At 40.7% G+C, this 15,542-nt stretch carries 13 protein-coding genes and 1 pseudogene; 9 read left to right on the forward strand and 5 right to left on the reverse strand.

All coding sequences use genetic code 11. The features are described from left to right. Nucleotides 1-15: 15 nt before the first annotated feature. Nucleotides 16-1,650: an alkaline phosphatase PafA gene (pafA, locus tag LV83_RS19405; RefSeq protein WP_111613230.1), complete on the reverse strand. Its 1,635-nt coding sequence runs from the start codon at nucleotides 1,648-1,650 to the stop codon at nucleotides 16-18. 228 nt (nucleotides 1,651-1,878) lie between these two features. Between pafA and LV83_RS19410 the strand changes: the two genes are divergently transcribed. Together LV83_RS19410 and LV83_RS19415 are read left to right on the forward strand one after the other, a co-directional pair. Next, nucleotides 1,879-3,477 (forward strand): aminopeptidase P family protein, encoded by a 1,599-nt coding sequence (locus LV83_RS19410; protein WP_111613231.1) that lies wholly within the window; start codon nucleotides 1,879-1,881, stop codon nucleotides 3,475-3,477. 219 nt (nucleotides 3,478-3,696) lie between these two features. After that, nucleotides 3,697-4,014, forward strand: a pseudogene (locus tag LV83_RS19415) (GxxExxY protein); the annotation flags it as partial. 43 nt (nucleotides 4,015-4,057) lie between these two features. Here the strand turns inward: LV83_RS19415 and LV83_RS19420 are convergent. Further along, on the reverse strand, nucleotides 4,058-4,690 hold the full coding sequence (locus LV83_RS19420) for a carboxypeptidase-like regulatory domain-containing protein (protein WP_394335807.1): 633 nt from the start codon (nucleotides 4,688-4,690) through the stop codon (nucleotides 4,058-4,060). 127 nt (nucleotides 4,691-4,817) lie between these two features. Between LV83_RS19420 and LV83_RS19425 the strand changes: the two genes are divergently transcribed. The 3 genes from LV83_RS19425 (at nucleotide 4,818) to pruA (ending at nucleotide 7,621) form a co-directional block, all read left to right on the forward strand. Further along, nucleotides 4,818-5,201, forward strand: a complete 384-nt coding sequence (locus tag LV83_RS19425) for an ArsR/SmtB family transcription factor (RefSeq protein ID WP_111613233.1) — start codon at nucleotides 4,818-4,820, stop codon at nucleotides 5,199-5,201. 5 nt (nucleotides 5,202-5,206) lie between these two features. Then, nucleotides 5,207-5,902 carry a YjjG family noncanonical pyrimidine nucleotidase gene (locus LV83_RS19430; protein ID WP_111613234.1) on the forward strand — a complete coding sequence of 232 codons (696 nt, stop codon included), beginning with the start codon at nucleotides 5,207-5,209 and terminating at the stop codon, nucleotides 5,900-5,902. A gap of 84 nt (nucleotides 5,903-5,986) precedes the next feature. After that, complete coding sequence (gene pruA / locus LV83_RS19435) at nucleotides 5,987-7,621, forward strand: L-glutamate gamma-semialdehyde dehydrogenase (RefSeq protein WP_111613235.1); 1,635 nt, start codon at nucleotides 5,987-5,989, stop codon at nucleotides 7,619-7,621. A 78-nt stretch (nucleotides 7,622-7,699) separates the two neighbouring features. Here the strand turns inward: pruA and LV83_RS19440 are convergent, their stop codons facing one another. Both LV83_RS19440 and LV83_RS19445 read right to left on the reverse strand, forming a co-directional pair. Then, nucleotides 7,700-8,338, reverse strand: a complete 639-nt coding sequence (locus LV83_RS19440; protein WP_111613236.1) for a hypothetical protein — start codon at nucleotides 8,336-8,338, stop codon at nucleotides 7,700-7,702. A 601-nt stretch (nucleotides 8,339-8,939) separates the two neighbouring features. Continuing rightward, a complete protein-coding gene (locus LV83_RS19445; protein ID WP_111613237.1) occupies nucleotides 8,940-9,899 on the reverse strand; it encodes a CHRD domain-containing protein in 960 nt (319 codons plus the stop codon). A gap of 196 nt (nucleotides 9,900-10,095) precedes the next feature. Here LV83_RS19445 and LV83_RS19450 point away from each other — a divergent pair, with 196 nt between their 5' ends. After that, a complete protein-coding gene (locus LV83_RS19450; RefSeq protein WP_111613238.1) occupies nucleotides 10,096-11,244 on the forward strand; it encodes a hypothetical protein in 1,149 nt (382 codons plus the stop codon). A gap of 252 nt (nucleotides 11,245-11,496) precedes the next feature. Here LV83_RS19450 and fabG read toward each other — a convergent pair whose 3' ends face one another. After that, nucleotides 11,497-12,243: a 3-oxoacyl-[acyl-carrier-protein] reductase gene (fabG, locus tag LV83_RS19455; protein ID WP_111613239.1), complete on the reverse strand. Its 747-nt coding sequence runs from the start codon at nucleotides 12,241-12,243 to the stop codon at nucleotides 11,497-11,499. A 295-nt stretch (nucleotides 12,244-12,538) separates the two neighbouring features. Between fabG and lpdA the strand changes: the two genes are divergently transcribed. The 3 genes from lpdA (at nucleotide 12,539) to LV83_RS19475 (ending at nucleotide 15,385) form a co-directional block, all read left to right on the forward strand. Continuing rightward, complete coding sequence (gene lpdA / locus LV83_RS19465; RefSeq protein ID WP_111613241.1) at nucleotides 12,539-13,936, forward strand: dihydrolipoyl dehydrogenase; 1,398 nt, start codon at nucleotides 12,539-12,541, stop codon at nucleotides 13,934-13,936. Between the two features lie 91 nt (nucleotides 13,937-14,027). Beyond that, nucleotides 14,028-14,561 carry an RNA polymerase sigma factor gene (locus LV83_RS19470; protein ID WP_111613242.1) on the forward strand — a complete coding sequence of 178 codons (534 nt, stop codon included), beginning with the start codon at nucleotides 14,028-14,030 and terminating at the stop codon, nucleotides 14,559-14,561. Next, nucleotides 14,561-15,385, forward strand: a complete 825-nt coding sequence (locus tag LV83_RS19475) for an anti-sigma factor (protein ID WP_111613243.1) — start codon at nucleotides 14,561-14,563, stop codon at nucleotides 15,383-15,385. Before LV83_RS19470 ends, LV83_RS19475 begins: the two co-directional genes overlap by 1 nt. Nucleotides 15,386-15,542 lie beyond the last annotated feature (157 nt).

The following is a 15,542-nucleotide window of genomic DNA, read 5'->3' on the forward strand; positions in this document are numbered from 1 at the left end:
GAGGAGTATAAATTCTTACTTTTTGTCTGTGATTTCCAAGATAGGCTCCCCAGTTGAGCCATTTGGAAGCTTGATATTCAGCATCATAGAAAGCGTAGGTGCGATGTCAGTAATGGTTGCATATCGGGAGCTCTCACCTGCTGGCACATTCCATCCATAGAATAGGATTGGGACATTGGTATCATAAGAATAGCCGGTTCCATGCGAAGTACCTGTATCTCCACCTGATAGCCATGCCGGTTCGAGTACAATCAGAATATCTCCTGAAGCCTTATGATTGTATCCCATTTGCAGTCGCATCGCTCTACCTTGTGTAAATTCCCGTGTGCGCATTGCCGTCCCAGTATAGACTTCTTTGATCCCATCAGCTTTCAACAGATACCGTGCAATTTCATTTTCAAAATCTTCAAGGTTTATCTCCTTTTCCTGTATTAGCTCATGGTTAAGGAAGAGTTGTCCATTTGAATAGTTTTTTATCCATTTGCCTACTCCATATTTCGCTAAAATGTAGCTTTGAAGCTCATTCATGACAGCGCCGGTACGAATATTACCTGCTGGTACCTTCTCGCTAATCATGTGTGTAGCAACTTCAGCTACTGCATGATCTGCAGATAGGAAAACTACATATTGGTCTTTGCCATAAGTCTCATCAAGGTAGTTTAGTAGCCTCTCAATATCTTGGTCCAGTCGTAGGTAAGTGTCTTCGATTTCTTTGGATTGAGGGCCAAATCTATGTCCTACATAGTCAGTAGAAGAAAAGCTCAGGGCCAAAAAATCAGTTTCTTCTCCCATGCCCAATTTTTCTCCTTCAAGCGCTGCCAAAGCAAAATCTAATGTTAGCGTATTACCAAAAGGCGTAGAAGAAATCAATCCAAATTTGCCATTAGTTTCTCTAAGAGCTTTCAGGTCATAAGGAAAAGTAGGTGTGTCTTTTCCGCTGAAAGTTCCTTCAAAAGGATTGTCATCCTCCATACTTTGAGTGTAGGTTTTGATGGGGTAGAGTGTGTTCCAAGTTTGCGAAAGGTATTGATCCACCAGTTTCCGGTCATTGAATTTATCTACCCATTTAGGAAGCTGATCGTAATAGTAGGTAGAAGTCATGAATTCTCCAGTGTTGGAATCAAACCAGTAGGCATCGCCCATGTGGCCTGCCGGAAGGCTGGCGCCACGATCTTTGATCGCCACACCCACTACTTTGGATCGCTTTTGCGTCGCGATTCGTAGCTCGTCCGTGATGGTTGTCGTGAGCATGTTTCTAGGGCTGATGTAGCCATTGCTTTCTGAACCGCCTACATTCGTCACGGTAGTGTCTCCAGCACAATAGATCATTTTATCTATGCTTTTCGCATACCAGTCATTGCTAATGATCCCGTGTGTTGCAGGAGTAGTGCCTGTATAGACAGAGGCATGGCCGGGCCCTGTGTACGTTGGGATGTAGTTGAAATGGCCGTTTTTCATCATAAATCCATCGTTCATCATCCGCTTAAAACCACCTTCAGAATACCTGTCTGCAAATCGATATAAGTAATCCTGACGCATCTGATCTACGATGATGCCAACTACTAGTTTGGGTTTTTTGGATGCTTCCTGTGCCAGTAGAGGACTGGAAGCCAAAATGAATAGCAAAAATACAATCCCGATTTTTTTCATCTGTTTATATAATTGGGTTTTTATGGTCAGATAGCCTGTCCCTAACTTAACTTATGAGAATCTCGCTTGATCGAAATTTATCTTAAATCGTGACGATTTGGTTGAGCAAGGTTCCAAGATTTAATTTTTATAATAGCCAAAGATAAGGATATGCCGGAATCTATGGATTAAGACTTTGTTAAATGGTCAAAAGGCCAGACATTAGATTTCCATACTTAAATTAATTTTATGAAAAAGACTATTTGGACTTTTGTAATGCTGATGTTCGCTGCGAGCGCTTTTGCTCAGTCCTATTTTGAAGACGGTCTTACTTCCGAGTGGCATAGAGGCAGAAGAGATGAGTTGAGAAAGCTTATGCCGGAGAATTCTGTGGCAGTTTTTTTTAATAATCCTGTAAAAAACCGAACCAATGATGTTGATTTTGTCTATCATCCTAATACGGATTTTTTCTATTTGACAGGATTCCGCGAGCCCAATGCTGTACTTGTCCTGTTCAGTGAATTGAGGGAAATAAATGGAGAAATGGCTGATGAGCTGATCTTTGTACAGAACAGAGATCCCCGAGCTGAAATGTGGAACGGAAAACGTCTGGGTTTAGAAGGAATGATGAACGAGCTAGGTTTTGAAGAAGCTTTGCTAAACTCAGATTTTGGGGCAAAGTCAGGAATTAATCTTCAGGATTTTGATAAGATCCTGACTTTTAGTCTCTCAGAATCTATCGAAGAGAGTACTTCAAATGAGCCTCTAATCACGATGGTGAATGAATTCAAAGCTGCCACAGCGTATCCAGACAAGCTGACTGAAGCCAGTGCTCAGTTGTATACTATGATCAAAAACTCGGATCTGGAAACTTCTGATCGAGTGGTACAGATGCTCAAACGATATCAAAATCAGTACCCTGAAATGATGGATGATCCATTTATAAGTTCCTTCATGAATGCAGAGTCTCCTGAGAAGAGAATGGTGGTAAAAGAGGAAATGCCTGAGCAAAAGCTTGATATCACCGCTTTAGCAAGTATGATGGCAACGCTGCGGGAAATAAAGACTCCTGAAGAAATTACCCTGCTCAGAAAAGCAGTGATGATTTCGGCCGTAGGCCAAATAGAAGTGATGAAAGCTGCGAAAGTTGGAATGACCGAACGTGAAATTCAGGGTGTTCATGAGTTTATTTATAAGCGGTATGGTGCTGAGGAACTGGGATATCCATCTATTGTAGGCAGTGGGAATAATGGCTGTATTCTACATTACATCGAGAATGATAAACGTGATTTGACTGATAGATTACTTCTGATGGATTTGGGTGCAGAGTGGAGAGGGTATACTGCAGATGTGACGCGCACCATTCCGATCAATGGTAAATTCAATGCAGAAGAAAAGGCGATTTATGAATTAGTTTACCAAGCTCAGGAAGCAGGAATAGCAATTTCTAAGCCTGGGGTTACTTTTCAGGAGATCGACGCTGCAGGCCGTCAGATCATCAATGACGGACTTGCCAAATTGGGAATTATCAAAAAAGGAGAAAGTCACATGTATTTTCCTCATGGGACTAGCCATCACATAGGACTGGATGTGCATGACAGTGGTACCCGTGATCCACTCAAGGAAGGAATTGTCTTTACAATTGAGCCAGGAATTTATATTCCTGAGGGGTCTGATTGTGATCCAAAATGGTGGGGAATAGGCGTGCGGATTGAGGATGATATTTTGATCACCGAAGACGGAGCGGTTAACCTATCCGAAGCTGCCCCAAGAACCATCGCTGCCATCGAGGAGATGATGCGACTTCCAAGTGTGCTGGAGGAGTGGGTGCTGCCGGAAATTGATTAGAAATCTCCCGCAAAGGCGCAAGAGACGCAATATTTGAGGTTTCTTTTTTGAACCACGAACTCGAAATATTTTGTCCCTTATCATTCGCTCAACAGAATTTAGATTTGCCTTGAAAAGGATGTTTTCTATTAATTTTTACCTGAGACCTTTATGCATGAAAACGAGATTTCAAAGATTATCGTAGATATCGCCTTTTTGATATAGAAAAGGCTAGGTCCAGGACTATTGGAATCAGTTTACCAATCCGTATTTGTATATGAGCTCAGATCAAAAGGACTTGAGGTAAAAACAGAGGTGATTATTCCGGTGATTTGGAATAATTTAAAATTAGATCAAGGCTTTCGTGCCGATATTATTGTAAATGACAAAGTCATTATTGAGCTGAAATCTGTAGAGAAAATTCTCCCAGTTCATCCGAAGCAACTGAGGACCTACCTTAGGTTGACGGGACTCAGGCTTGGAATGCTAATAAACTTCAATGAGGATAAACTCACAGAAGGAATCAGACGAGTTGTGAATGGTCTTACTGAAACTTAAAATTGCGTCTTTGCGCCTTCGCGGGAGGTTTAGATTAGAATTCCTAATCCTTCCTCTTCAGATCACCCCGCTTGATAGACCGAATAAACTGACTCCAAGCAAAAGGATCGAGGAGTCTGAGTGTTCTTGGGCCATAGAGATCCTGATTTTGCTGGGCTTGGGTTTGTTGGAAATATCGGAAGTTTTCATTGCCAGATGCTGGCATGGATTCAGCCCAGCGAAGAAGCATTTCTGGACTCATGTTCGCGCGGGAAATAGACATTGGGTCAACCACATTCAACGCGATTACGGCTTGTTTGAATTCCTCCTCTGTTGGATAAGGCATTACTTCAATTTCAGCTAACGCTATTTCGTCTACCTCCATGGTAAGAATCAAGCTGATTCTATCACTTTCTACTTTGGTGGGGACTTTGAAGGTTTGTTTTTTCAAACCTATAAAGCTAAATACCACTGAATCTCCCTCTAAAACAGGCATGGAAAAGTAACCGAATCGGCCTGAGCTAGTACCTCTACCTTTTGTTGGGACATAAATATTTACGCCAGCAACAGCATCTGTGCTATCGGAATTAAGGATAATACCCGAAAGTTGGATTACTTTTTTTTCTTGCACATCTTGAGCTTTTACTTCAAGTGATGAAAAAAATATTCCTGTTAGGAAAATGAAAGTGGCGCTAATGAGTAATGAGTTCTTCACAAATTGTAAACTTAATAGAACGGCAAATGGTTGTTATTTCGGACACGATATTACCCTAATTTCGTGTGATTTTTTGTTTTACCCTCATAAACTCCGTTAAATCTTACTAATGCGGCTAAAAAATATCAGCTTAAACTACGGACTTAGAATCTTCAAAGCGCTTTCTGAAGAGCCAAGAGTGAGGATTTTTCATCTTCTGATGCTGAATAAAGAGCTTTCTATCTCGGACTTTGAGCTAATCCTTGATTTTACTCAAACAAAGACAAGTAGGCACCTTATTTATCTGAAGAATGCTGGACTATTGGGAAGTAGGAGGGTAGATCAATGGGTGTTTTATTACATCCTCGAAGAGTACCTTGAAATCATTAATCAGATTTTTAAGTTTATTCAGAAAGACGCAAGTCTCATCAAGGACCAAGAAACTTTCGAAATTCTGAAATCCAATAGAGAGCTTGCAATCAATAAAATTCAGAATAATCAATACAGACGTTAATTAACTTGAAAACTTACCAGCACCTCTTCTTTGATCTGGACCACACGCTTTGGGATTATGATCGAAATGTTCAAGAATCACTTTCCGAGCTATTTCTTCATTACAAGCTAGAAGAACTCGGGCTTACATCCGCTCAGCACTTAATTGATTCATTCTATGCAGTCAATTTCAAGCTTTGGGCAGCATATGATAAGGGAGAACTGCAGAAAGATGAGCTTAGAACTACACGTTTTCCTAGGATTTTTGCTCAAGCCGGAGTGCTCAACGCAGTTATCCCTGAAGAATTTGAAGGTGACTTCATGCTTCGTACATCGAGTAAAAAGCATCTTTTTCCCCATACGATCGAAATTTTAAATTATCTCAAGCCTAAATATAAACTGCATGTGATTACTAATGGGTTTGACGAAAGTCAGGCAAATAAAATGAAGTCATCAGGTTTGACCGACTATTTCGATCTTGTGATTACATCTGAGACAACGGGATATAAAAAGCCCGACCCAAAAATTTTTCAACATGCGTTGTCAATGGCTGGAGCAACCAAAGAAACTAGTCTGATGATCGGAGATAATCCTAACTCAGACATCTTGGGAGCCTATAATTCAGGAATAGATCAGGTGTTTTTTAATCCGAATGGAAAGTCAATTGATATTCTACCTACCCACACAATTTCACATTTGAGAGAACTAGAAAGACTTCTCTGAGGTTCTTTTGTAGCCAAATCACTTAGCCAAGTAAGAGCTTCTGGCTATCTTTGGCCTACAGAAAATCAAAAATCCAAATATATTATGCTTAAAGGTTTTTTCAACGTACCCATTCCGGTTAACGAGCCGGTAAAAGCTTATGCTCCCGGAAGTCCGGAGAGAAAAGAATTACAAGCTGCTCTAAAAGAAGCTAGATTACAGCAGGTTGACGTGCCGATGTATATCGGTTCTGAAGAAGTAAGAACTGGAAATACGCACAAAATGTCTCCTCCTCACGATCACCAACACGTGTTGGGTCATTTTCACGAAGGCGATGCTTCTCATGTGGAGCAGGCGATTGATGCGGCGCTTGGCGCCAAAGAAGCTTGGGAAAACCTAGCTTGGGAACAGAGAGCAGCTATTTTCTTGAAAGCAGCAGATCTTTTGGCTGGACCTTACCGTGCCAAAATCAATGCAGCCACCATGCTTGGTCAATCCAAAAATGCAATGCAAGCTGAAATTGACGCAGCATGTGAATTCATAGATTTCCTACGATTCAATGTGCAATACATGACTGAAATCTATGCGCAGCAGCCTCCAGTTTCTGGAAATGGTGTTTGGAATAGACTGGAGCAGCGTCCACTTGAAGGATTTATATTTGCCTTGACTCCGTTCAACTTCACTGCAATCGCAGGTAATCTGCCTACTTCTGCCGCTATGATGGGAAATACCATCGTGTGGAAGCCAGCTTACACCCAGATTTATTCTGCTAACGTACTTATGCAGGTGTTCAAAGAGGCAGGTGTTCCTGCTGGTGTGATCAACTTGATCTACGTGGATGGTCCTGTGGCGGGAGATGTGATTTTCAAGCATCGTGATTTCGCAGGAATTCACTTTACAGGTTCTACTGGCGTATTCCAGCATATTTGGAAGACTATTGGAACGAATATTCATCAATACAAATCTTATCCAAGAATCGTTGGTGAGACGGGAGGAAAAGACTTTGTGATCGCACATAAATCAGCTATTCCAAAAGCCGTTGCAGTTGGACTGGCGAGAGGAGCTTTTGAATATCAAGGTCAAAAATGCTCTGCCGCTTCCCGTGCTTATATTCCTTCCAATATTTGGGATGAGGTAAAAGAGAGTTTGGTGGCTGATTTATCAACCATGAAAATGGGGGGGACTGAAGATTTCACGAACTTCATTAATGCCGTAATTGACGAAAAGTCATTTGACAAAATCGCTAAGTACATTGACAATGCGAAGGCAAATCCTGCTGTGGAAATCATCGCCGGAGGTAACTACGACAAATCAAAAGGTTACTTCATCGAGCCAACTGTGATTGTAACGCAAGATCCTATGTACACAACTATGTGCGAGGAGATTTTCGGTCCGGTGTTGACGATTTACGTGTATGACTCGGAGCGATTCGAAGAGGCGTTGGAATTGGTTGATCAAACTTCCCCGTATGCATTGACCGGAGCGATATTCTCTCAAGACCGATATGCGGTAGAGCTGGCTACGACAAAGCTGAGAAATGCAGCTGGCAACTTCTATATCAACGATAAGCCGACCGGGGCAGTAGTAGGGCAGCAGCCATTTGGCGGAGCGAGAGCATCAGGAACCAACGATAAAGCAGGTTCTATGATCAACTTGCTACGTTGGGTTTCTCCGCGTACGCTTAAGGAAACATTCGTTTCTCCGGAGGATTACAGATACCCATTCCTAGGAGAAGATTGAGAAATATTCAATTTCAATTACTAGATATAAAAGGAAAGGCCAGCATTTGCTGGCCTTTTTTACTTTTACTCTGGGTGATTAATAAACTATCTTTCCTTTTATAGTACTCATGCCTTGGCCGTTTAAGGGGTTGAAATAGCCATCAACAGTTGCCGAGCCTGTAGCACCTTCAAATTTCCCTGTTCCTCCTATAATTTCAACTTCAGCTTTAAATTCTATCCTCTCTTCACTAGCCGGAGTAGCGATGTTTTGAATATTTTTGAACCAAACAGAATTGCCTTTTCCATCCGTAGTCACAGAACTTACTTCAGGATTATCTACAAAAATCCCTAAAGCTTCTAATTGTTTAGCATAAAATTGAGTCACTGGAGCACCGACAGTTCCAAATCCATCAGTACGCTGATTTAGAAAAGTAAGGGCTTTCCCCATATGATTGGAATTTCCTACGCCTTGCCCCGGAAAGTAGATGGGATTAATTGCAGTCCATTGGCCATTTTCATCTAATTGTGTTAGTTGATTAGTGAATTTTTCAAAGTAGCTTCTTTCTACAGCTTTCTTAGCATTTGGGTCGGTGGAGGTTGTAGGTTTGACAAGAAGTTCTGAATCATTAATCTCCTGAAGTTGAACTGGTTCCTCCATGTATGTGGTACATGAAGCCATTAGGATTGATCCAGCTAGAGTCATTAGGCTCAGCTTTGAGCGCATTGATTTTTTCATATTTTTTTAAAGTTGGGTGTGGGTATAAACATATTATTTTTAAGTACTTATAGGTTTTGAATTGGGTGAGAAATGGGTGATTTCAAAACTTATAAATACTAATATGCACTTTATACCAATAAAAATGCCAGAAATTAAATTTCTATACAATAAAAAATTGTCTCTGATACTTTCTTCCTTACTTATTTTGCTTAGAAATACTTCATAGAATAATACTATTTTTCTTCAAAAGTCTAATCGAAGTATACAAGTTTATCCTTCATGCCTCTTTTGGTGTTCTGATCCCTTAGCTGGAATTTCTGGAATTACTTACTACTCTCATTAGTCGTGGATCCAAATTGCTGACAGTTTTGCACTCCTACACAAACTATATAAAAAAGCGTTGTCATTTCGCAATAATATATTCAGCGTATTGTATTGGTAATGAGCTAGTTATTAGTAAACCCTTAGTCTGATCTGATGATATCTTTCTGATAAAAGCAACTAGATAACTTGCGGTGGCATAGGATGTTCTTCTCATAGAAATGCCCCCAGAAGCATCAAGCTTTTTGGGGGCATATTAAATTGTTGAGCTTTTTCTACTTAAATAAGATTAAGGAACTCAATACACTTGACCTCTTAATTCACCACCAGGATGTATGTCAGTATGAACATTGACATAGGCATTGCCTGTTCGGAAAGCCTCTTGGAGTATAAGCAAATCACCACCTTCTAATTTTCCTGAGAAATTTGTAGGCAAAATATCACCTCTAGCATAAATTCCAGAAACAGGCCCGACCACTTTATCCATTCTCAAGGTAAAAACGACTCCTCCATTTACACCAGCTTTTGCAAAGTGAATGTGAGCAAACCTCACGTCAGAAATTCCATCCACATTTACATGGAAAGAAGCTGCACTACCGTCATTAGAAAAATTAAATTTGGCGACACCAGTTCCTTCTGAATCTACTGAAGGGACTTCATTTGCTCCGGCTAAATTTGCACTATAATTTTTGTTGTCATTGGCTTTGATCATGCTTACTTGACCTCGAATTTCGCCTCCAGGATTGGTGGTGGTGTGCACATTTACATAAATTCTACCTGCTTCTAACTCTGTAATCAAGTCGGCAATGGTCTTTCCGGCCAATGCTCCAGACAGGTTTGAGGCGTCGATCATACCCTGTGCGATTACACCATTCTCAATACCTGACTGACTTTGTAAATTGACTACCACTCCACCATTTACTCCCATTGGTGCATTGTGAAGATGGGCAGCGACAATCCCTGTAGTATTAGCAACGCGCACCTCAAATTTTAATGTGTTCCCATCCACCTGCGTAATTCGTGCAGCACCTGATCCAGGTGAATTTACAGAAGGGTTTTCCTCCGATCCTATTAAAAATGCACCGAATTCAGCCAGTTGACCTTTACGTGCATTAGGGTCAGAATCTGTTGCAGAAGTGATAGTGTTTTCATCTACTGACCGATTCAACACGGGTACTTCTTCCTGCATATTTTGGCAGCCAAAGGCAAAAAAAGCCAAAACAGCAAGGCTCATGAGTTTTTGAAAAGAATTTTTCATAATGATATATTTTAGGTTTGTATATTAACAATAAGAATATACGAAAGTAATTTCAGGAATATATTGTTTTGATTTTCAAATAGTTAAAAAATTGGATTTTGGCAGGTTACCAATGAAAAAATCAAGTGCCAATTATTTTTGCTTACCTACTTTGAATTGATTTTGAATTTTTAGTTATTCATCTGAACTCTCGTAAATGAAACATCTATACTTACTTCTTCTGGTCTTTACATTTTTTGCTTGTTCCAAAGAAAAAGAACCTATTCAGGGTAAACTTGAAGATTATGTCTCAGGAGAAATGAGTTTTGAGCGGGATGCGGAGACGGGTTTTATGGGGTTTCAAGGAAGTTTAATTAAAGACGGGAATGAAATAGCTTATACTAAGTGGAATGATATTTTTAGTTTTTACGATGTCAAGAACGGTCGGAAAATAGCAACTTATGTGGTTCCTAGGGAAGGGCCAATGGCGTTTAAAGGAATGCCGGAAGTTGGAGGTTTATTAGAGGATGGTGGATTATTTGTCACAAGCTCTACTGGCTTCACCAATATATACAAGAATGATACTTTAACTCTTTCCTATATGCGGGATATGGAAGAGTACGAGCCAGATAAGTACCTTTATTTGGCAGATAAGAGAAATGCATTTCATGAGCTTGCCGACGGTAAGTATGAATTGACATTTAATCCATTTGAATTTATGGCATTTCGTGAAGGGAGGGATGGTTTGGATTTGTCTTTCAAATCTTGGATTGGGGAATTTGATGGTGAAGGAAAGTTGCTGTGTAAATCTGATTTTAAAGCGCCATACGATGAATCCTATTCCCAGTCTTCCTCAGGAGGAAAATTGGTGAGGATGGTAGCAGAAGGGAAGTCCTGGGCCATGTTCCCTTATTCTGATTCCCTTTATCAAATCAAAAACTGTAAGGTGATAAGCCGTAGAAAATTGCCAAAATTGACCCCATTTGTCTATTATCCAGATATTTATGTAGGAGATAGAAATAGGGGTTCCTGGGAAAGGCCTGACGACGGAGCTCTCAATTTGCACCTGATTCATGATCTATCCTCTGGTCTGAATGTGAGAATGACACTTGTAAAAGACAAGAAGGTCAATACAGAAATCAAGGATCCCAGACAAAGAATGTTTCTAGATGAAAAAACTTATCTGCTTTTGATTTATGATTCTGAATGGAAGCTTCGGGCGGAGCTTGAAATAGTTTATCCTACAGGGACTCGCTTTGAGAATATTTTTTCTATCTCGGAAGGACTGCTGATTAATAAACCCGCGCAAAAGTCAGAGGATGAATACGAGTTTTATAAAATTGATTTCAGTGGGTTTGCTGACTGACCTTTGTCATTACGCAGGAGAAACGACCAAGGGATTTCCTCGAAGGTCTTGAACATTTAGTGCTTTCTTTTAATTTTCATGCTATTAATAGAAGCCTTTTAGACCAAGAAAAACTAAATGTTTGTCGAAAAATATAAACTCTCGAGGTGATTTCTCAGTCATACTTCCTTCGAAATGACATGCCAGACAAAAAAAACGGCTGAATCTCTCCAGCCGCTCAATCTCAAATTTCAAATAATAAATTTCAAATTTTTAGGTATACATCGCGCCATTTACCGAAAGCACCTGCCCGGAGATATAGCTACTCATCTCTGAGCCTAGGAATACACAGGCATCAGCCACTTCTTCCGGTCTTCCGCCTCGTTTCATTGGGATTCCGTCTCTCCAGCCTTGTACTGTTTTTTCGTCAAGCACTTCAGTCATTTCCGTTTCGATAAATCCTGGCGCCACGGCATTGCATCTAATGTTTCTGGAGCCTAGCTCCAATGCAACCGATTTGGTGAAGCCTATGATTCCAGCTTTGGAGGCGGCATAGTTTGCCTGCCCGGCATTTCCTTTCAATCCTACTACGGAGGTGATATTGATGATGGAGCCAGCTTTGGCTTTCATCATCGTTCTATTGGCAGCTTTTACTGTATTAAAGCAAGATTTCAGGTTGATTCCGATCACCTCGTCCCAGGCTTCCTCGGTCATTCTCATCAATAAGTTGTCACGGGTGATGCCGGCGTTGTTAATCAAAACGTCCAATCCCCCAAATTCTGCCACTACAGCATTTACCAGTTCCTCGGCAGCTTTGAAATCTGAAGCATCAGATCTATAGCCTTTGGCTTTGATGCCATAAGCGGCCAATTCTCTTTCGAGTGTTTGCCCTTTTTCCACACTTGACAAAAAAGTAAAAGCGACATTTGCGCCTTCCTGTGCATATCTGATAGCTATTGCTCTTCCGATGCCTTTAGATGCGCCGGTGATCAATGCCGTTTTTCCTGAAAGTAATCCCATGGAGTTTAAAATTTTGTTTGGTCAAAATTAGAAAAAAAGCTAAAACTTTCGATTCTAAAATTCATTTCCCTTTCCATAGATTGCATTAGAAGTCTATTTATTTGAGAATCAGGGATAAGTGAAAATATAATTTTAGTCTTTATCAAATAGGCCAAATATTCCTTCGAAAACCACTTCCCTTTTTCTCCAAATCCTGATTTCTGATTGGAATCTGGATTGAAACCTAATTTTTTTCTGAAGCCAAAAGGCCTATTTTTGCATAGTTTCAACTCGTTTTAAATAACTCAAAATAGATATGTCTTCGACAAAATTTGACGTGATCGTGGTGGGTAGTGGACCAGGCGGCTATGTAGCAGCTATTCGCGCTTCCCAACTCGGCCTAAAAACTGCCGTGGTAGAAGCTGCGGAATTGGGTGGTATTTGTCTTAACTGGGGTTGTATTCCCACCAAAGCATTATTGAAAAGTGCTCAGGTATTTGAGTACATCAATCACGCTGCTGATTACGGAATTACCGTAAAGGATGCCAGCGCTGATTTCACAGGAATCGTCAAAAGAAGCCGGGGCGTAGCTGACGGAATGAGCAAGGGAGTTACCTTCCTAATGAAGAAAAATAAGATCGAAGTGATAAAAGGTTGGGGTAAAATCCAGCCGGGTAAGAAAGTTGAAGTCACTGATAGCGAAGATAAAAAGACAGTCTACTCCGCGGATAATATTATCATCGCCACTGGTGCAAGATCTAGAGAATTGCCTGCAATGAAGATCGATAAGAAAAAGATTCTCGGTTACCGTGATGCGATGGTGCTGGATAAGATGCCAAAGAAAATGGTCGTTGTAGGTTCTGGTGCAATAGGAATTGAGTTCGCTTATTTCTATGCTACTATGGGCGCTGAGGTGACAATCGTGGAATTTTTGGATAGAATTGTTCCAGTGGAAGACGCTGAAGTTTCCAAAACTTTGGAGAAACTCTATAAAAAAGCAGGCATGACGATCATGACTTCTTCTGAAGTAACTGCGGTGGATACCAAAGGAACTGGTTGCAAAGTGACCGTCAAAACAGCTAAAGGCGAAGAGACTTTGGAATGTGATGTGGTACTTTCTGCTGCTGGTGTAGTTTCTAACCTTGAAAACTGCGGATTAGAAGACGTAGGGATTTTGGTAGATAAAGGGAAAATCAAAGTTGACGAGTTTTACAAAACAAACATGCCTGGCTATTATGCAATAGGCGATGTAGTTCCTGGGCCAGCTTTGGCACACGTAGCATCTGCCGAAGGTATTATATGTGTGGAGAAAATTGCAGGTCAGAATCCTGAGCCATTAGATTACGGTAATATTCCAGGTTGTACCTATTGCTCTCCTGAGATCGCCTCTGTGGGCATGACAGAAGCTAAGGCAAAAGAAGCTGGCTATGAGTTGAGAATCGGTAAATTCCCATTCTCAGCATCAGGAAAAGCATCGGCAGCTGGCGCAAAAGACGGTTTTGTGAAACTGGTATTCGATAAGAAATACGGAGAATTACTTGGTGCGCACATGATAGGATATAATGTGACTGAGATGATTGCTGAGATTGTGGCTATCCGCAAGCTAGAAACCACGGGACACGAATTAATCAAAACCGTGCATCCTCACCCGACAATGTCAGAAGCGATTATGGAGGCTGCGGCCGCTGCTTATGACGAGGTTATTCACCTTTGATAAAAATATTTTGAAAATAATGGACACAAGACTTACTAGTGTAGGTCTTGTGTTTTACATTTAGGGAACAAATTTTTCAAACCCCCAATTTTTGGAAGAAGTACAACTCATCGCCGGACTCAGGGCAAAAGACAGAAAGACCACAGAGTATTTGTATGACAAATACTCAAGGGCTCTATTTGCGGTGATCTCAAGAATTGTATTCGATAAGGATATTGCAGAGGAGGTTTTTCACGATTCTTTTGTGAAAATTACTAGAAAAATAGATCATTACGATGAGTCAAAAGGGCGTCTGTACACTTGGATGGCCAATATTTGTCGTAATTCAGCCATTGATAAACTTCGCTCCAAAGAAATTTCACAATCCGGTAAGACCAACACAATAGATGACTTCGTATATGGAATGGAGAGCCAATCAGGCACCCAAGAACAAATAGACGGAATCGGAGTGAAAGAACTGATGATCGAACTCAATGATGATCAGAAGTTTATAGTTGAGTATATTTACTTTAAAGGATATACACATTCTGAGGTATCGGAGGAATTCGATATACCTCTTGGCACCGTCAAGTCTAGGGTGAGAGCGGCCATACAAGTGTTGAAAAAAAATGTAGCAAGAATCTAGTGGATATTCAATCTTACATATCGTCAGGTAAACTGGAACTTTTCCTTCTTGGAGAGTTGACGGAGCGAGAGCGTGAGGAGGTATTGAGCCTAGCTATGATGCATCCGGAGATCCAAAGGGAGTTGGATGAGTTGGAGGAGACTATGTTCTCTTTTGACAATATGACTGGTGTAGCGCCATCTCAGGAAGTAAAGGATAAGATTTTCTCTACCCTAGAAAATGATTTTATTCTCAAAGAAGCTCCAAAACCAACTACTGCACCGACTGACACGAAAGTGGTGCCTATAGCTAGTCCTTGGAAGCCTTTTGCGATAGCAGCATCTATAGCGGCAATAGTAGCCTCAGGAGCAGCATTCTATTATGCTGACAAGTACCAAGAAAGAAATGATCAATTTACTGCCTTACTTCAGGATCAAAGCGTGATGGCTGATAACTTGAATCAGGTTAAGCAGGACTTTGAAGAAGCTGATAGCAGACTTGATAAATTTGTAGCTGGAGATTTCAAGCGAATTGAAATGAAAGGCGAAGGTTTTGACATGCAGAAAGATGCAAGAGTCGATGTTCTTTGGGATCAAAATGCACAAGAAGTATTTATCGCGGTAAATAATCTGAATGAGTTAAGTGATGATCTGGATTACCAGCTTTGGGCTATCGGAGACGATGGGCCAGTAGGAATCGGGCTTGTTAATTCAGGAGAAAAGCTGACTTTACAGCAAATGGAAGCAGTAGCTCAAGCTGGAGCTTTTGCAATCACCATAGAGCCAAAAGGAGGTTCCAAATCACCTACGCTAGAGAAGTTGGTTGTGCTGGGAGAAGTGGCTTAGTAATTTAAAATGATAAAATTTAAAAAAGCCTGTTCTGAAAAGAGCAGGCTTTTTTTGTTTAATTCTTACTTTAGGCTGCTTTTGTATCTTTATTGGCATGAAAGCGAAACTACTTACTATATGAAAATAAGTTGGTAGACTTTACGAATACTCACAA

The organism is Algoriphagus yeomjeoni (assembly GCF_003259505.1).
In the GTDB taxonomy this organism is placed as follows: Bacteria; Bacteroidota; Bacteroidia; order Cytophagales; family Cyclobacteriaceae; genus Algoriphagus; species Algoriphagus yeomjeoni.

Coding starts and splice junctions, on each gene's coding strand:
- LV83_RS19450 (WP_111613238.1), top strand. CDS start 10,096: ATGAAACATCTATACTTACTTCTTCTGGTCTTTACATTTTTTGCTTGT.
- LV83_RS19410 (WP_111613231.1), top strand. CDS start 1,879: ATGAAAAAGACTATTTGGACTTTTGTAATGCTGATGTTCGCTGCGAGC.
- lpdA (WP_111613241.1), top strand. CDS start 12,539: ATGTCTTCGACAAAATTTGACGTGATCGTGGTGGGTAGTGGACCAGGC.
- pruA (WP_111613235.1), top strand. CDS start 5,987: ATGCTTAAAGGTTTTTTCAACGTACCCATTCCGGTTAACGAGCCGGTA.
- pafA (WP_111613230.1), bottom strand. CDS start 1,650: ATGAAAAAAATCGGGATTGTATTTTTGCTATTCATTTTGGCTTCCAGT.
- LV83_RS19445 (WP_111613237.1), bottom strand. CDS start 9,899: ATGAAAAATTCTTTTCAAAAACTCATGAGCCTTGCTGTTTTGGCTTTT.
- LV83_RS19440 (WP_111613236.1), bottom strand. CDS start 8,338: ATGAAAAAATCAATGCGCTCAAAGCTGAGCCTAATGACTCTAGCTGGA.
- LV83_RS19425 (WP_111613233.1), top strand. CDS start 4,818: ATGCGGCTAAAAAATATCAGCTTAAACTACGGACTTAGAATCTTCAAA.
- fabG (WP_111613239.1), bottom strand. CDS start 12,243: ATGGGATTACTTTCAGGAAAAACGGCATTGATCACCGGCGCATCTAAA.